The following is a 16,393-nucleotide window of genomic DNA, read 5'->3' as shown; positions in this document are numbered from 1 at the left end:
AGAATAAAGACAAGCGACTAACGCTTGTCTTTTCTCGTTCCTACCTAATAAGAGTAGGCTTAAATCATTAAGTTAATTCTCTATCCGTTTGTTTTTTAAATAGATTTCTCAACTGATTATGAATTCCACAGGGATAAAATTGGAGGTACTATGCTTACATTTGAAGAAAAACTAACGATAATTGAAGCTTTCCCAACATTAAAAAGAAAAGATGTGTCTTTAGGACGCGTGAATTTTCAGTTTCCAGATAGTGTTTTGGATAAGAAGAATATTGTCTATCATTTACACCCAAATGGTAATGGTTATGTATACGCTGAGTTACTTAATAATAAAAATGATTATGATGTTGACGCCAAAGGTATGGTGAATATCCGCGATTTTTCTGCGATTGAATTACGTAAGATTATCCATGAAGCCATTGAGTCTCTATCTGAGCAAGAGCCTTTTCAAGAAACATGGATCAACAGAAAAAATCAAATATTAGACTTGATAAATGATTATGATTCTTGGAATGTCTATGCAGGTGAAATGTTAGATGGAACATTTTCCACATATAATGCTGCTGTTGATTACTTAGAGCAAGAAGGTTTTAAGCGGCGATAAAAAGCAGCACAAATCAATTACGGATAAAGTGAGACTTCAATCAGTAGGGTTTTTAGGTATTCCCCCTCTGATTGAAGTTTCCGTTTATCTTATTACATTAATCTTCCTTACATAAAGTTAACTCTGACTATACCGGTTAACATCATACTAGCTAGGATAAACACAAGGTAGAAGATGGTCATCACATTACTTTTTGTATTAAAAGCCCACTCCCAGACTTGATCTGTTTTATTGTGCTGGACCAACCAATTCATAAATGCACGCCCAAGCGCGTTACTAAAAATAATATAGATAAAACCTAATAGGATATCAATATATAGTAATCGATCGATATTTACCAGTATATTGATCGTAGTGATAAAAATAAATGGTACTACAAATACGATGAGAATATAAAGTGACTTTAGCTTATTCATTCAGCACTTCCTCTTCTTATTTTTTCTTCCATTATTATAACACTTCCCCCCTTGTAGAGATAGTTTCGTATTAAAGGTTGTTCAAACTGTCCCAAACGAAAAGTGACGCCTTTCTTTGTTGACTCGTTTTACTAATTCCCTAACCTTGATCTGCTTGCTTCTCATTCACCGGGTTTAGGACACGCACGATGTATATCCTACCTTTTTTGTGCGCTCTCCAAATGAATAGAAAATACCCAAGACATAGTCCTACTTCATATAAGGAAAAGAAAAAGCACCAACATAACGTTGGAGCTTTTTACAAATACATTTATGGCATAGATACTTATATGTGAGATTTATTCCATATATCAATAGATTTAAATGCTCCTGCCAAAACAAGTAATAAGCATAAAGTAATATACCACGGTAATGCTGTAATAGCTTCACCAAACCCTGTATATACGATCGCAGGTAAGATTAAACCGAGTATAGAATAGTACATATATTCTTTCAATGATTTTGTCATTTCCATTAGATATAGTGAAAGTAAGTGAAAATGAATAAATGGCATGATTCGTAACATCATCACTTGAGCAACAGTTAATGAGCGGTCATAAAAAATCTTTTCTTTTAAACGAGTGAGATTCTTCTTGAATTTTGGAAAGCGATGAACGAGTTTATATGAAATAAGGCTCATTAAAGACAGTCCGATTAATGATAGAATTGCCCCTTCGACAAATCCAAACAGTACTCCACCAGCAATACAGATTACGATAACCGGGATAAAGAATAGTGGTCGAACCACATGTAAAATGATGAAAAGAATGGGAGCAAACCAACCTGCTCCATCAATAAATGCTTCTAGGGATTGATCAAATTGGTGCATCATTATCCTCCTATCATAAATGTGTACAGTAATGAAGAATAACTCATCTCATGAATAATTGCAATAGGCAACCATTGATTACTTACAGATTACACGATGAAATAAGGAAATCGCTCTTTTTTTCTTTGTGAATATTTATATTTGAATTTAATAACTTTAGATACTTTATCCTCATTGAAAATAACCAGTCGCTTGGATTCGAAAATCCTCTTTAATTGATGTTTCCTTATTTATATCACAAGTTTATACTCTACTAGTTAAAATGAATCATATATATATTCATCAATTTAACTTGTGCTAGATTTCTATACCTATCACTTCTTCATATATTTCGTATTGTATAGTAACTTCAAAAGAAAGGAGGAATTATTTTGACTTTCAAACCTAAATTAGAAGATTGTGTTTGTGAAATTGTTCATCAAATCGTTGCTGCACAAGACGCTGTACAAGAAGAGTGTTGTCTAACAAGTTGTGAACGATCTATTGATCAATTACTTTCACCACAAGTTGCTGGTAACGGTAATACAACCATTCCATTTTTTCTATACTGTAAAGGTTGTAAACCCTATATTGCAAGTGGAGTTTTCCAGGAAACATTAGGAATGACAGATCAAACGTTCTTTGGATGTGTAGAGACGCCAATCTTTCGTGCGAAGAAATTTGTAGAAGGTAGTGATTGTTGTGTTCAACTGGAATTGCTAATTCCCGTTACAGCAGGCGGTTCAACACCAGGACCTGGTGGTGATAACGTATGTGATTTCTTCCCAGGAAACAGTATTAGAGATTTTCAAGCAACAGGAATTTGTATCACTGTTGATTTAAATTGTTTCTGTGCCATTGCATGCCTTGATCCAGTTACCCCACTTCCTGTCACAGCACTATCAAATACAACAATTAATAACAACAATAAATAAGTATTGAAAAAACGATCCTTTAATAGGATCGTTTTTTCAAATAATCTATTCATGGTAATCATCACTTTTGTTTCATTTTGCCTTCCAATAATTCTTCAACAATTTTCTCTAAAGCAAATGTCTCTCGTTCAATAGATAATCCCATTGAAGGTTCTTTATTTGCGATTACCATTTTATTGTGTTGAATCGCCTCGTGAATATCAATCCAATCTGCTGACATCCCATTGGCTATTTCATAGTCTTCAAAGCTCGGCTCTTCTAAGTGCTCATCGATCTTACATACGTAAAAATAGGATAGCATGTGAATTAAATCGTATTCAGGCTTATGGTGCGGTCGATATTCATCAATATAACCAAACTCACTAATTACTTCTACATTCTTTGCTCCAGTTTCCTCAGCAAGCTCCCTTTTTAAACCAGTGACTAAATCTTCATCAACGTCTACTCCCCCACCCGGGAAACTGTAGTCATTATATAACTTTGTATACATTAAAAGAATTTTTGAACCTTTTAAAACAATTCCACGCGCTGCTATTCTTTCAAATGTATTCCCATCTAAATTTTTTACATCTCGATGAATTATTTTCTTTAGTAATCTCAAACAATAACCTCCATCGCTATTTATACATAAGGATGCTGAGGAACAGCGCCCAACTTTGTATCAATTTTCACCTTGGTAATGGTTTCAGCATTTCTAAATAATCTTTGACATTCTTCGCTAAGTCGAATAAGTGTTACTTCTTTTCCTAAAGCTTCATATCTTTCCGCAATACTATTAATCGCTTCGATAGCAGAATGATCCATCACTTTTGCGTATTTAAAGTCAATAATTATATTATCTGGGTCATTGTTAATATCAAACAACTCTTTAAAATTTAAAACAGAACCAAAAAATATCGAACCGTTTATTTTGTATGTTTTTATCCCTTGTGGTTCATTTTCCACGTTTACGTAAATAACTTTACCTTTTTCCCAGGCGAACATTAAGGCTGCTAATACTACCCCAATAATCACGGCAGTTGCTAAATCAGCAAATATAGTTACTAAACTAACTACAACAATTACGACAATATCTTGAAACGGAACCTTTTTACCATATTTTAAGCTTTCCCATTTAAACGTTCCAACTACGACCATAAACATTACACCAACAAGTGCTGCTAAAGGAATCGCATTAACTAAACTTGAACCAAACATAATAAACATGAGCAACGCAACAGCAGCTACAATCCCGGACAATCGAGTTCTACCGCCAGATTTTATATTAATGATCGACTGACCAATCATTGCATCTCCACCCATGCCTCCAAAGAACCCATTTACAGTGTTAGCAATCCCTTGTGCAACACATTCTTTATTTGTTCTACCTCTTGTATCAGTCATTTCATCAATAACCCGAAGTGTAAGTACTGCTTCTGTTAAACCTACAAGCGCCCCAACGAGTGCATATGGAAAAATAATTCGCAACATATCAATACTTATCGCCACTTGTGGAACATGAAATCTCGGTAAACCACCTTTAATTTCCATACCAGCAAAGTCTTGCACGTTTCTTAAATGATAGCCATTATTACTTAGAACAACGGCTACAATTGTCATAATAATAATTGCTACTAGACTTGCTGGAACTGCTTTCGTAAGTTTTGGAAAAAAATGAATAATGGCCATCGTTACTAGAACGAAGAAAAGCATAATCGCTAGATCAGGCATTGGTAACCATACCTTTTCCACCATCTCCACGCCATTTACTACTACCGTCTTATTTACTTTAAATTGATCCCATTGTGCTAAAAAAATTACAATCGACAAGCCATTTAGAAAACCTAGCATTACAGAATACGGTATAATCCTAGCAAATCTTCCTAAGCGTAATACCCCAATTCCTATTTGAATGATTCCCATTAAAACAACAGTTGCAAATAAATATTCTAAACCATGCATCGCTATTAACGAAGCGAATACTACAGAAATAGCTGCTGTTGATGAACTAATCATCCCTGGCCTACCTGAAAAAATTGCTGCAATAAGCCCTATCATAACGGCTGTTTGTAAGCTTAAGATTGGACTAACCCCTGCAACAAACGCAAAGGCAACTGATTCTGGAATTAATGCCAAAGCTACTGTTAATCCAGATAGCACCTCATTCTTTATTAATGTTTTTTTCTGAACGAACATCCCAAGTATTCGAGCTGTAATATTGATATTTTTTGTCTCTATGTTTTTCAATGAGTCATCCCCTTTAAATTTTCTCTATATAATTATTAGAAAAACTCAACTTATAAAGTAAGCCAGAGTTTTATCTATTGTCTGTATAATATTTCTGGTTAAATGATACCCTAAATGATGTAAGTTTACGGACTTACTGTTGTTCTATAACTAAATAAGATTTCAAAAATGAATAGAAAAAGAGAGATGAACAAAAGAGATTTTTGGTAACAAGAAAAATTTTTATCACGTATCACTTTAGAAAATCCTGTCAAACAAACAGAGATTTTCGACAACAATTTATCCTTGGAGAAAATATCTTTGTTACAATTTCTCTTATTCTAGTAACTACTAGCACTCGAACTTAATTGGTCACAAGATAGAATTATAGCAAACTGTATAGAAGAGAGCAAGTATATTTTTAAACAGCATAACAAGTTGTTTATCTAGTGAAAACTTGCTAGAATAAAGAATCAATATATAGACGAGGTAGGTGGTTATAACTTGCGGAAATTAAGAAATATTATTGTTTTATTGATCATTGCTGGGTCATTTTGGTATTTTTATGGAGATGCATTTACTCATTCTGGTATCTCTGGAGTATATGATGAAATTCGCTATGACCTAAATCGAATGAGAAATAACCCTACCGTGAATCATACAATTGATCACATTAATAAGGAAATAGACCTTTTATTTAAAAGAATGCGTGAGGAAACAAAGGTAGAACCTGACCCTACCATTCCAGAATCACCCGAACTAGATGAACCTACCGAACAAGTTTTTTCTATCCATAATATAGAACTTAATGATTCTCGAGATATGGTAGAACAGCATGTTGGATCACATCAACGATCTTCATTAAATGAATATGGTGTAGATTGGACTGCATACCATGATCATTACCATAACTTTATTCTTGTTGCATACGATGAGAATAATCTAGTCGCAGGTCTTTACACAAATCAAAATCTTGTTACATCTACAAAAGGTATCAACTTTGAAAGTAGTCGCTCAAACATACTTGCCGAATTAGGCGAACCTTTAGAGTATCTTAGAAAAGGATATGTCAATTATAGACTTCAAGATACAGAAGAATATGACATGTTTCGTATCCATGACGATTATGTAACTATTTTTTACGATTTACATCAGAACAATACAGTTACTGGCATTCAAATTATTCGTGGGGACTTAGAAGAACAAAAAGAAACTTACTTTGCAGATCCAAGTGGTCAATTAAAAACAGGTTTTGAATATCAATTATTTGACATTACAAATGCTGCTAGAGTTAAACACGATTTAAGTATACTTTCTTGGGATGAACGGGTGAGAGAAACAGCTTACAAACATAGCAATGACATGGCTGAAAATAATTATTTTGGTCATATCAATCTGGATGGGTTATCTCCTTTTGATCGGTTAACAGAGGATGCTATTTCATATCGAACTGCAGGTGAAAATCTAGCGGCAGGACAGATCAGTAGTGTTTTTGCGCACGAAGGGTTAATGAATTCACTCGGACATAGAGAAAATAAATTAAATGATGCTTTTGAATCACTGGGAATAGGAGTTGCTTTTAATGAAGAATCGCAACCTTATTATACAGAAAAGTATTTAGCAGAATGATACTTCTACCAAGCTGTAGAGCGTTTAGTATGAACAGACGAAATCAAGTGACGATTATTGATTTCATCTGTTCTTTTATTTTTATCCTGCCTACCATTTCAAAACTTTCCCCTATTAATTGCAGGTTTAGTGTTAATCTAGATTTAAGTGAGTGTTTCAACGAAGTTGCAGTACTTTTTGGTACTAAATCTAGGCAAGATTAGGTATCTTGACGAGTCTTGATGCATTATTTGCCCTCAACCTAAGCAAGATCGGTCTTCTTGACGAGGTTAGAACCATTTTTTGCCCTCAACCTAAGCAAGATCGGTCTTCTTGACGAGGTTACAGCACTTTTTCATAGTCAACCTAAGCATAAACACGCTTCATGATGATGTGACCGTACTTTTGATCATCTATTCTCACCTGAACCTCGTTAAATTGAAGAAAATAAATCATTTACTAGACTGATTGTGTCAAATTTAGCTCTTAAATACAACATGGTTTTGAACAATTATTTATTTGAGACTATCAGCGGTAACTCCAATGTGCTATTTATTGATTTGTAGGTTATTGTACAAACATTTCATTAGTTTTCACATAGAATAAAATTGAAATAGCTTTATAATTAATTGCACCTTTATTAAAAGGAAAAGAAACGGTGCTAGTAGAGGAGGAAGAATTATGATTACAAGAAAAATAAAAGTAATTAAAGCAAAACCAGTAAAACGGAAAAGTGGCTGTGGAGGATGTGGAAAAAAACGAGTAAAACGAAAATAAATTCTAATCTAATCAAGTGAAATCAATGGAGAGGTTCCTATAGATTGGTTTCCCCATCCCCACTGCTTATTCTACGAACGTCTAAAAATCAGAATCAACAATTCCTTGATCCATCCCCACTTTTCAAAATTAGATTGACTAATTGATTAGAAAGAAGAATTTCTTAGGACAACTTACTTTGTAAAAAATGAAATCCGCTCAATATCAGTGGATTTTTCTTTTGTTTATGTGTTTCACTTCAAATTTTCCTGATGATTTTTTGAATGTTGTTTGTAAATAACCTCGTAAAACAAGCTACCATCCACATCTGGCGATTGATTTTGATTTTTCATCATAAGTCCTGTTAATTTTTTGAACTCTCCTACGGTTAATGGCCTCGCGTCAGGAGTTAATTCATAACCTAATTGCCCATTTGGTTCTATGGTTGCATTTTTCACGTCTGAAAAATTAGAAATCCCACGTTGACGTAATTGCATCTCCAATTTATCAACGGTAAAACGCATTTTTTTCAAATTATCCAGATTGATCTTCCCATTTTCAATTACTGCTATCGCTTTCCCTGTTATAAGTTTCTCTAGTACATTTGATTTCACTTGAATATACTCAATTACAATAAGAACACTGATAAAAATGATGATAGTAATTAAAGTTTTCGCTACACTATCGTCAATGATTGGTTGCACGATTATCGCGCCAATTGAAATCATAACCACCGTTGTAGTAACTGTCATTTGCGCAAGTGATTTACGTCCAGACAAGCGTAAAAAAATAAATCCAGCAATCACCATAACAAAGGCTTCCCAAATGAAATCCACACGACCACTCCTTTGTAAATACGTTGTTGTTTTTATTTTTTTCAATTAAAGTTGAAATATTCACAATAAAACATTATTTCATTTGCACAACAGACTACAACGGTTGAAATTAGGCAAGCTTTAACAGTATTACTCTCCTAAGTTTCAATGATCTTATTTTTATTAAGTTATTTCCCTTCAACTACTTCTTTTAATATTCGATAAGATTGTTTCTGCTTTTCTTGATCATAGATATAAGAAACTGCCATAATTTCATCAACAGCAAACTCTGTTTGAAATTGGGTTAATTGTGATTGAATCGATTGTTTACTTCCTAATAAGGTTACGCTAGACATAGAATTAACGATTAATTTTTCATGTTCACTCCATAAATCATCCATATTTTCCACAGGAGGCAATAATGGATTGGCTGTTCCTCGAACAACATTTAAGAAAAATTGTTTCATCGTTGTCGATTCCATTCTCGCTTCCTCATCACTCTCTGCTCCAATAACATTCAAGCACACAACCATATATGGTTTTTCTAAATAGTCAGATGGTTGAAAACGATCACGATAAATTGATATCGCTGCTGCCATTTCTTTTGGAGCGAAATGTGATGCAAATACGTAAGGTAATCCTAGTTTAGCAGCTAAAACAGCTGAATCTGTTGACGATCCAAGAATGTATATCGGAACATTGGTATTTACCCCTGGATATGCACTAATTCCTGTTTGCTGTTCTTTCGATCCAAAATAAGTAAGCAATGATTCGACATCGTGCGGAAAGCTTTCAACAGATTGACTATTTGTCCTCCTTAAAGCTTTAGCTGTTCGCATATCAGTACCCGGAGCACGGCCAAGACCTAAATCTACACGGTTTGGATATAAGGTTGCCATTGTACCGAATTGCTCTGCTACTATTAAGGGTGCATGATTCGGCAACATGATACCGCCCGACCCTACCCGAATCTTTTTTGTATGTTCTAAAATATGTTTTATTAGAATGGAAGTCGCAGAACTTACCAACGTTGGTGTATTATGATGTTCTGCAATCCAATAACGCTCATAACCCATTTCTTCAGTAGCTTGAGCTAAATCAACCGCTGCATCTATCGCTTCTTTTGTTCCCTCATTTTTACGAATAGGCGCTAAATTTAGTACGGATAAGGGTATCTGTATTTTTGCCATTGAGCTAATCTCCTCTTTTGAATATATTTTCTTCATCGTATCAGTTTATTCTATTCTGCTCAAACAGAATCACTTCATTTCATAAAAAAGAGACTAAATCAAGAAATGATTTAATCTCAAAATGCTCCATGACTATTTTAATTTGCTACACGATAACCAGCTTGCTCAATAGCTTTTGCTAATGCAAGTGCCTCTGTTTCTTTACTATCATATACAACTTCAACAGTTCCATCATCAATATTTACTTTTGTATGCTCCACTCCGTTAAGGTCACTCAAAGCTTCCTTAATTGTCCCTACACAATGATTACAAGATATACCTTCTACATTTAATACAATTGTTTCCATATAATTCACTCCTATTTTAATTTATCCTTGAGCAACCTTCCGTAAGACTCCCACTTATTAACAAGAAGAAAAATTTAAGATGTTTAAGTGGGAACAACGGACGCTAGCATCCCGAAGGATTTAAGTGTCTATTTCTTTTTAATAACAATCAGTTGGAAAACAGCTAAGAAACCCACACTGATTAAAGTTTCACTTTATTCAAACACTGTTTATTTTTAACAATGCATTTTGCACTTGCATTGCCCTGGAACACAGTTACAAGTTATATCATCTACTGCTTCTTTTTTCTTTTCAGCAATCATATCTTCTAATAATCGAATATCTTCATGAGTTAAAGTAGCTTCTGCGATCATCTTTGTAATTGTTTTTCCAACTTGTTTGTTACAGACATTATCCAAAAAACTTTCTTTTGCCGCTTTTAAGCTTTCATCTTCATTAACTACCGCTGTATACAAAAACCTTTTTCCTTCTGATCTTGTATTTAACATTCCCTTTTTAACGAGACGACCAATAAAAGTTTTCGTTGTTGATTGCTTCCAATCTTTTTTGACTTGCAAGACTTCACAGATATCTTTACTAGTGGCTTGTCTTAATGTCCAAACAACACGCATTACTTCCCATTCTGAATCTGTTATTTTAGGTTTATCTTCCGTCACCAATATAGACACCTCCATCTATTCATCATCAAATTTCTATTTATATTTTCAGATTACACAAGTGAAAAATAACTGTCAATCCATCCGTTTGCCATTGAATTATTTCCGATAATAGGAAGGATCGATATCCACTTTTCGAAGTTGAGTAGAATTTAACACAACACTAATCGAACTAATTGCCATAGCAGCTGCCCCCACAATAGGATGAATCAAACCGAAAAATGCCGCTGGGATTGCAGTACCATTATAAAACCATGCCCAGAAATAATTTTGTTTGATTTTTGTAAAAGTCGCTCTCGACAGTTTAATTGCTGAAATTACTGAACTTAAGTCCCCACGAACTAAAGTGATATCTGCCGCCTCGATCGCAATATCAGTACCCGTTCCAATCGCAATACCAACATTTGCTTGCTTTAATGCAGGAGCATCATTAATTCCATCTCCAACCATTGCCACAGTATCATATTCCTTTTGCAATCGAATAATCTCATCTACCTTACCGTCCGGCAACACTTCAGCCAACACACGACTAATTCCAGCTTTTTTAGCGATTGCATTTGCTGTTCTTTGATTGTCTCCAGTAATCATGGCTGTTTTGATTCCCATGCTTTCTAATTCTTGAATAACCAAAGCAGCATCATCTTTCAGTGTGTCAGCTACTGCTACAATACCTGCTAATTTTCCATCCACAGCAAGTAGCATTGCTGTTTTTGCTTCATGCTCTAATTTCTCCATTGAATCGGCAATAGCCTGATGATCAATATTATTTTCGGTCATTAATTTCCGATTCCCAATCAAAACTGATTTGTCATTAATGGTTCCTTTCACACCCATACCCGTAATAGAAGAAAAACTTTCCACACTGGTTAAAGAAATATCTTTTGCTTTTGCTTGTTCAACAATTGATTGACCTAATGGATGTTCTGATGAAACCTCAATACTAGCTGCATAATACAAAACGTCTTTTTCACTAAATTCACCATAAGATAAAATATCAGTAACTTCAGGTTTCCCTTTTGTCAACGTACCCGTCTTATCAAAAGCAATAATCGACGTATTCATAATCGTCTGGATCGCTTCTCCTCGACGAATTAACACACCATTTTCAGCGCCTTTTCCACTACCAACCATAATAGCAGTTGGTGTCGCCAAACCTAATGCACATGGACATGAAATGACCAATACAGCAATCATGGCTAACAAAGATAAGGACAGTATTGGTAAATCGACCATAGTCCACGGAAAGTTAAAGTACTGTAAAATTGGAACAAAAAAGTCTGGAAAACTCATCCACAAGATAAATGCTGATAGGGAAAGAAGAATAACTATTGGCACAAAAAATCCAGTAACTCGATCAGCGAATTCTTGAATCGGCACTTTCGAACCTTGGCACTCTTCAACCATCTTTATCACTTGTGATAAGAAGGTATCTTTCCCTACTTTCGTTGCCTTTACATGTAGCATTCCTTGCTTATTAATAGTAGATCCAATAACCTGATCATCAACTTTTCGATTTACTGGTAGCGACTCACCTGTGGCCATTGATTCATCTAAAGAACTTTCTCCTGAGATAATAATGCCATCGGTCGGAACTTTTTCTCCAGGTCTAATTACCATAACGTCACCAAGTTGTAATTCATCGACCGGTATTTCTTTTTCAACTCCATCGACGAGAATATGGGCAGTTTTCGCACCCATTTCAAGTAATTTCTTAATCGCTTGGGATGCCTTTCCTTTTGCCTTTGCTTCCAAAAATCGTCCAACCATGTGAAAGGTCATAATCATAGCAGCCATTTCAACGAACGAGCTAATTGGCAACCAAAAACCAAGTAAATTTAGCCCATATGGGATAATGGAACCCATTGTAACAAGGGTGTCCATGTTCGGACTCAAATTTCGTACCGCTCTCCAAGAAGACACGTGTGTTTCCCAACCGATAATAACAATTGGGAAAAAAGCAAGAACTGAAATAATTGGGAAATAGTATGGAATATCTATTATAAACATATGCACCATCATTAGTGCCATGATCGTACTAGCGAATACAACAGACGACCACATTTTTTTGGCTGCGGTTTCCATCTTCTCTTCATCCGCATCTTTCCCTTGCTGATTATCTCCTTGCTCCTCTATAACCTTATAGCCTGTTTTTTCTACAACATGCTTTAGATCAGTAAGTTTTACTTTCTGTGGATTATAAGACACGTTAGCTTTCTCTGTTCCATAATTGACATTGACTTTTGAAACACCTTCAAGGTTTGCTATGTTCTTCTCCACTCTTTGCGCACAACTAGAGCAAGACATTCCAGCTATCTTCATCGTTGCATTTTTATCTTTATCTTGTTCACTTGTCTCTGCTTCGTACCCTGAACGCTTTACTGTTGCAATCAAATCGTCTTTAGATACTTGTGTTGGATCATAATCAACGTAAGCTTTTTCGACGGCATAATTAACGGAGACGTCAGAAACCCCTTCTGTCTTGTGCAATGCTTTTTCAACGGTATTTGCACAATTTGTACAAGACATCCCTGATAATTTCAAGGTTACTTTTTCTATTTTATCCAGTTCATTGGTTTTGTTATCGCTAGTCATTATCAACATCCTCCTTTATTGACTTCATTTAAAAAATTCAGTACTAAATCATGATTTAAATGTATTTTACAACTATCGTTTACAAATGTCAACGATAGTGTTTAAATAAGTCAAATTGTTCGAGTATGTACAATTATAACGGTTTCTATTCTATGAAAATAAAAAGTGGATCTCTTAAAAAGAGACCCACTTTGATAGTTTATTATGATTTAAATGTAAAAGAATTATTGAACTTCAACTGTACCAGTAACAGTACCGCCGTCTAAATCAGCTGCTTCTTGTACTTCTTCACTAGCAAAGTACACATTACCGTCAATTGTACCGTCAGGAATTGAGAAACCTTCAGCTTCTACATAAACATCCCCTACAAAAGTACCACCTTGAAGTCTAGTATTTTCACTAGCAATTGTAAGTTGTGGTGCAGTTAGTGTAAATTGATCAATAATTACACGATCATCATCTTGTGTATATAGAGCAAGTTTACGAGCTGGCTCGTCTCTATGTGTGAAGTCACCTTCTAAAACAAGTTCTTCATCAGTAGTCAAATCACCTTCAAAAATGATGATCCAAGCTCCATCTTCACTAATACCTTCTAACATTGACGCTTCATCTTCCACAACTACTTGAGTAGCACCTGAAACTGCATCATTATTATCGCCATTTCCTGAAGTGTTTTCGTCCTCGTCAATAGCACATGCTGTTAATAACCCCAATACTAATACTAACATTAAAAACTTTTTTAAATTCATTTCTTTTTTTCCTCCCTATTTATCTTTTTTTGTGAATTGATTCACGTATTATATTAACATAAAGATTGAATAAATGTGTGTACTTTTTGTGAATTTTTTTACTTTTTAAGCTTTTAATCTATTTATTTATGTTTAATTCCTATTGACTATCTATTCAAACCATTGAAATGATAAGGTTATTTAAAAAAGAGAGTAAAGATAAATATTTCTAATTAACTATAACATAACTATTATTTCAATGAAAAAATGGATGCTTATAAATAATCATTACTTCATTTGTTTGTATAACCTTTCACAAATATAACATGAAATTTTATTGATAAACAACAGTATGTATGAATCCTTCCTGGAAAATATATAAACAGGAGGGATATCAAATGACAATGCAACACTTATCAGTAGAAGAATTTAACGATCGAATAAGAAGTTGGGCCGGAAAGAAAATAAAAATTTCAAAAGAGGAAGTAGCTGACCATGATGAAGCAATTTTATCAATAAAATCTATTTCTTATGAAACGAACACGCGAAGAATTGATGATTATCAACCAATGCACACGTTACACTTGAACGGTACTGGAGAAGTTGAAACAACAAAACAAACATACGAAGAGCTACCTCTGTCCTCTTATGAGATACCGCTTGAGGATTCGACCCTTTATCAATATAATGAAGAAAAGTTTCGCCTAATCACTGACCGTGGTACGTATACAATTGAACTTGTGTAAAACAAAAACTCCTTGATAAATTAATTTAACAAGGAGTTTTTCTATGAATATTAATAAGTCTGTAGGTACTGCTCTCTTTCCCATGGGTGTACTTGGGTGCGGAACATATCCCATTCGATTTCTTTAGACTCAATAAAGTGTTCACATAGGTGATCACCTAACGCAGACGTAACAATGTCATCTTTTTGTAGATTAACAAGTGCATCGTATAACGTTGCTGGTAAATCTTTAACACCATTAGCTTCTCTTTCTTCTTTATCCATCACATAGATGTTACGATCCACTGAAGTAGGTGCTTTTAAGTTTCTTTCAATTCCGTCTAGTCCAGATGCTAATAATACAGCTAGTGCTAAGTATGGGTTAGCTGAAGGGTCAACACTTCGAACTTCAACACGTGTACTTAATCCACGAGATGCAGGAATTCGAATTAAAGGACTTCTGTTTGAACCTGACCATGCTACATAACAAGGCGCTTCATAACCTGGAACCAATCGTTTATAAGAGTTAACTGTTGGATTTGTTACAGCAGTAAACGATTGTGCGTGATCAATGATACCCGCGATAAACTGGTAAGCTGTTTTACTTAACTGTAACTCACCTGATTCATCCAAGAATGTATTTGTTTTGTCTTTAAATAGTGACATGTTACAGTGCATACCTGAACCATTTACACCAAACAATGGTTTTGGCATAAACGTTGCATGTAAACCGTGTTTACGAGCAATTGTTTTTACCACTAATTTAAATGTTTGAATATCATCTGCATGTTTCACTGCATCTGAGTATTTGAAATCAATTTCATGTTGACCTGGTGCAACCTCGTGGTGAGATGCTTCAATTTCAAAGCCCATCTCTTCTAATTCTAGAACGATATCACGACGACAGTTTTCCCCTAAATCTGTAGGTGCAAGGTCAAAATATCCACCCTTATCATTTAAGTCCAGTGTTGGTTCACCTTTTTCATCTAATTTGAAAAGGAAAAATTCTGGCTCGGTACCAATATTGAATGTAGTGAAACCCATTTCTTCCATCTTCTTAAGGTTTTTCTTCAAGTTGACACGTGGGCAACCACCAAATGGAGTACCATCTGTATTATAAATATCACAGATAAAACGTGCTACTTTTCCTTTTTCTGATGTCCAAGGAAATACAACAAAAGTATCGATATCTGGATAAAGCTTCATGTCTGACTCTTCAATACGTACAAAACCTTCAATGGAAGAACCATCAAATACCATTTCATTATCAAGTGCTTTGTCTAGTTGACTTAGAGGAATCTCAACGTTTTTAATTGTTCCCAGTAAATCTGTAAACTGAAGACGTATAAACTTAACGTTTTCCTCCTTGATTTTCTGTTTGATTTGTTCTCTTGTAAATTTTCCCATGACTGTCCTCTCCTTTAATTAATCTTTATTGTTTGAAGAACCTTGAGAGTTCCCCTTGACGCAACGAGGTTTTCCCTAACCTACCCGACTCTAACAACTCGTTTCTTAAGAATTTGCGTAATTCTTTTTCTGTCAACTCTGGCTTTGTGTCAGTAGTTACTTGCTCCGTTCTAGGTAAGTCTTTCAATTGTAATACTTGTTTAATACCAGCAAGGTTAATTCCTTTTTCAATCAATTCCTTAATTTCCAGCAACCGATCGACATCATTAAAGGAAAATAACCGTTGATTACCTTCTGTTCGAGCAGGGTTAACTAAATTATGCTCTTCATAATAACGAATTTGTCTAGCGGTTAAATCAGTCAAATCTTTGACTATACCAATGGAAAATAAGGGCGTCGAACGTCTATCTTGATCACTCATAACATTCTCCCCTTTCCTCTCTTGCTTTCCATAACTCTATTATACATACGGAATAATAATTGTCAACAGATGTGAGCTTTCTTTACATTAAAATTTTCAAAATATTTATTATTTTTATTTATTTCTATTAAACAAACCCCTTT

Annotated in this window: 16 protein-coding genes; 4 read left to right on the top strand and 12 right to left on the bottom strand. The window is 34.7% G+C overall.

Annotated features, from left to right (window positions below):
• The first annotated feature begins 150 nt into the window (after positions 1-150).
• Entirely contained in the window at positions 151-603 is a 453-nt protein-coding gene (locus OWO01_RS05450; protein WP_268779422.1) for a hypothetical protein, read from the top strand.
• 107 nt (positions 604-710) lie between these two features.
• Here the strand turns inward: OWO01_RS05450 and OWO01_RS05445 are convergent, their stop codons facing one another.
• Positions 711-1,019, bottom strand: a complete 309-nt coding sequence (locus tag OWO01_RS05445) for a hypothetical protein (protein ID WP_268779421.1) — start codon at positions 1,017-1,019, stop codon at positions 711-713.
• Positions 1,020-1,344: 325 nt separating this feature from the next.
• Positions 1,345-1,887 carry a TVP38/TMEM64 family protein gene (locus OWO01_RS05440; protein ID WP_268779420.1) on the bottom strand — a complete coding sequence of 181 codons (543 nt, stop codon included), beginning with the start codon at positions 1,885-1,887 and terminating at the stop codon, positions 1,345-1,347.
• A 371-nt stretch (positions 1,888-2,258) separates the two neighbouring features.
• On the opposite strand from OWO01_RS05440, the gene OWO01_RS05435 reads away from it, so the two are divergent.
• Positions 2,259-2,801, top strand: coding sequence for a CotY/CotZ family spore coat protein (locus tag OWO01_RS05435; RefSeq protein WP_268779419.1), 543 nt, complete (start codon positions 2,259-2,261; stop codon positions 2,799-2,801).
• Between the two features lie 61 nt (positions 2,802-2,862).
• Here OWO01_RS05435 and OWO01_RS05430 read toward each other — a convergent pair whose 3' ends face one another.
• Positions 2,863-3,402 carry an NUDIX domain-containing protein gene (locus OWO01_RS05430; protein ID WP_268779418.1) on the bottom strand — a complete coding sequence of 180 codons (540 nt, stop codon included), beginning with the start codon at positions 3,400-3,402 and terminating at the stop codon, positions 2,863-2,865.
• A 20-nt stretch (positions 3,403-3,422) separates the two neighbouring features.
• On the bottom strand, positions 3,423-5,027 hold the full coding sequence (locus OWO01_RS05425) for a SulP family inorganic anion transporter (protein ID WP_268779417.1): 1,605 nt from the start codon (positions 5,025-5,027) through the stop codon (positions 3,423-3,425).
• A 483-nt stretch (positions 5,028-5,510) separates the two neighbouring features.
• Here OWO01_RS05425 and OWO01_RS05420 point away from each other — a divergent pair, with 483 nt between their 5' ends.
• Positions 5,511-6,635: a CAP domain-containing protein gene (locus OWO01_RS05420; RefSeq protein WP_268779416.1), complete on the top strand. Its 1,125-nt coding sequence runs from the start codon at positions 5,511-5,513 to the stop codon at positions 6,633-6,635.
• Positions 6,636-7,624: 989 nt separating this feature from the next.
• Here OWO01_RS05420 and OWO01_RS05415 read toward each other — a convergent pair.
• The 6 genes from OWO01_RS05415 to OWO01_RS05390 form a co-directional block, all read right to left on the bottom strand.
• Positions 7,625-8,206 carry a DUF421 domain-containing protein gene (locus OWO01_RS05415; RefSeq protein WP_268779415.1) on the bottom strand — a complete coding sequence of 194 codons (582 nt, stop codon included), beginning with the start codon at positions 8,204-8,206 and terminating at the stop codon, positions 7,625-7,627.
• Positions 8,207-8,373: 167 nt separating this feature from the next.
• The gene (locus tag OWO01_RS05410) at positions 8,374-9,375 is read right to left on the bottom strand and encodes an LLM class flavin-dependent oxidoreductase (protein ID WP_268779414.1); all 1,002 of its coding nucleotides are present in this window, start codon (positions 9,373-9,375) and stop codon (positions 8,374-8,376) included.
• 137 nt (positions 9,376-9,512) lie between these two features.
• Positions 9,513-9,722, bottom strand: coding sequence for a heavy-metal-associated domain-containing protein (locus tag OWO01_RS05405; RefSeq protein WP_268779413.1), 210 nt, complete (start codon positions 9,720-9,722; stop codon positions 9,513-9,515).
• 215 nt (positions 9,723-9,937) lie between these two features.
• Positions 9,938-10,378, bottom strand: a complete 441-nt coding sequence (locus OWO01_RS05400; RefSeq protein WP_429352230.1) for a CopY/TcrY family copper transport repressor — start codon at positions 10,376-10,378, stop codon at positions 9,938-9,940.
• A 99-nt stretch (positions 10,379-10,477) separates the two neighbouring features.
• On the bottom strand, positions 10,478-12,970 hold the full coding sequence (locus OWO01_RS05395) for a heavy metal translocating P-type ATPase (RefSeq protein WP_268779411.1): 2,493 nt from the start codon (positions 12,968-12,970) through the stop codon (positions 10,478-10,480).
• 224 nt (positions 12,971-13,194) lie between these two features.
• On the bottom strand, positions 13,195-13,719 hold the full coding sequence (locus OWO01_RS05390; RefSeq protein WP_268779410.1) for a hypothetical protein: 525 nt from the start codon (positions 13,717-13,719) through the stop codon (positions 13,195-13,197).
• Positions 13,720-14,096: 377 nt separating this feature from the next.
• On the opposite strand from OWO01_RS05390, the gene OWO01_RS05385 reads away from it, so the two are divergent.
• A complete protein-coding gene (locus OWO01_RS05385; protein ID WP_268779409.1) occupies positions 14,097-14,444 on the top strand; it encodes a protein YmzB in 348 nt (115 codons plus the stop codon).
• Between the two features lie 50 nt (positions 14,445-14,494).
• Here OWO01_RS05385 and glnA read toward each other — a convergent pair whose 3' ends face one another.
• Positions 14,495-15,829, bottom strand: a complete 1,335-nt coding sequence (glnA, locus tag OWO01_RS05380; RefSeq protein ID WP_268779408.1) for a type I glutamate--ammonia ligase — start codon at positions 15,827-15,829, stop codon at positions 14,495-14,497.
• A gap of 25 nt (positions 15,830-15,854) precedes the next feature.
• Entirely contained in the window at positions 15,855-16,250 is a 396-nt protein-coding gene (locus OWO01_RS05375) for a MerR family transcriptional regulator (RefSeq protein ID WP_268779407.1), read from the bottom strand.
• Between the last annotated feature and the right edge of the window lie 143 nt (positions 16,251-16,393).

The sequence above is a fragment of the Natronobacillus azotifigens genome (assembly GCF_026805325.1).
Lineage (GTDB): Bacteria > Bacillota > Bacilli > Bacillales > Amphibacillaceae > Natronobacillus > Natronobacillus azotifigens.
The sequence above is the reverse complement of the archived record's forward strand: the minus strand, read 5'-3'. Positions and strand labels throughout refer to the sequence as shown.

Excerpts from the sequence above, each read along its gene's own strand:
- OWO01_RS05450 (WP_268779422.1), top strand. The coding sequence starts at position 151 with ATGCTTACATTTGAAGAAAAACTAACGATAATTGAAGCTTTCCCAACA.
- OWO01_RS05445 (WP_268779421.1), bottom strand. The coding sequence starts at position 1,019 with ATGAATAAGCTAAAGTCACTTTATATTCTCATCGTATTTGTAGTACCA.
- OWO01_RS05440 (WP_268779420.1), bottom strand. The coding sequence starts at position 1,887 with ATGCACCAATTTGATCAATCCCTAGAAGCATTTATTGATGGAGCAGGT.
- OWO01_RS05410 (WP_268779414.1), bottom strand. The coding sequence starts at position 9,375 with ATGGCAAAAATACAGATACCCTTATCCGTACTAAATTTAGCGCCTATT.
- OWO01_RS05405 (WP_268779413.1), bottom strand. The coding sequence starts at position 9,722 with ATGGAAACAATTGTATTAAATGTAGAAGGTATATCTTGTAATCATTGT.
- OWO01_RS05395 (WP_268779411.1), bottom strand. The coding sequence starts at position 12,970 with ATGACTAGCGATAACAAAACCAATGAACTGGATAAAATAGAAAAAGTA.
- OWO01_RS05390 (WP_268779410.1), bottom strand. The coding sequence starts at position 13,719 with ATGAATTTAAAAAAGTTTTTAATGTTAGTATTAGTATTGGGGTTATTA.
- OWO01_RS05385 (WP_268779409.1), top strand. The coding sequence starts at position 14,097 with ATGACAATGCAACACTTATCAGTAGAAGAATTTAACGATCGAATAAGA.
- glnA (WP_268779408.1), bottom strand. The coding sequence starts at position 15,829 with ATGGGAAAATTTACAAGAGAACAAATCAAACAGAAAATCAAGGAGGAA.
- OWO01_RS05375 (WP_268779407.1), bottom strand. The coding sequence starts at position 16,250 with ATGAGTGATCAAGATAGACGTTCGACGCCCTTATTTTCCATTGGTATA.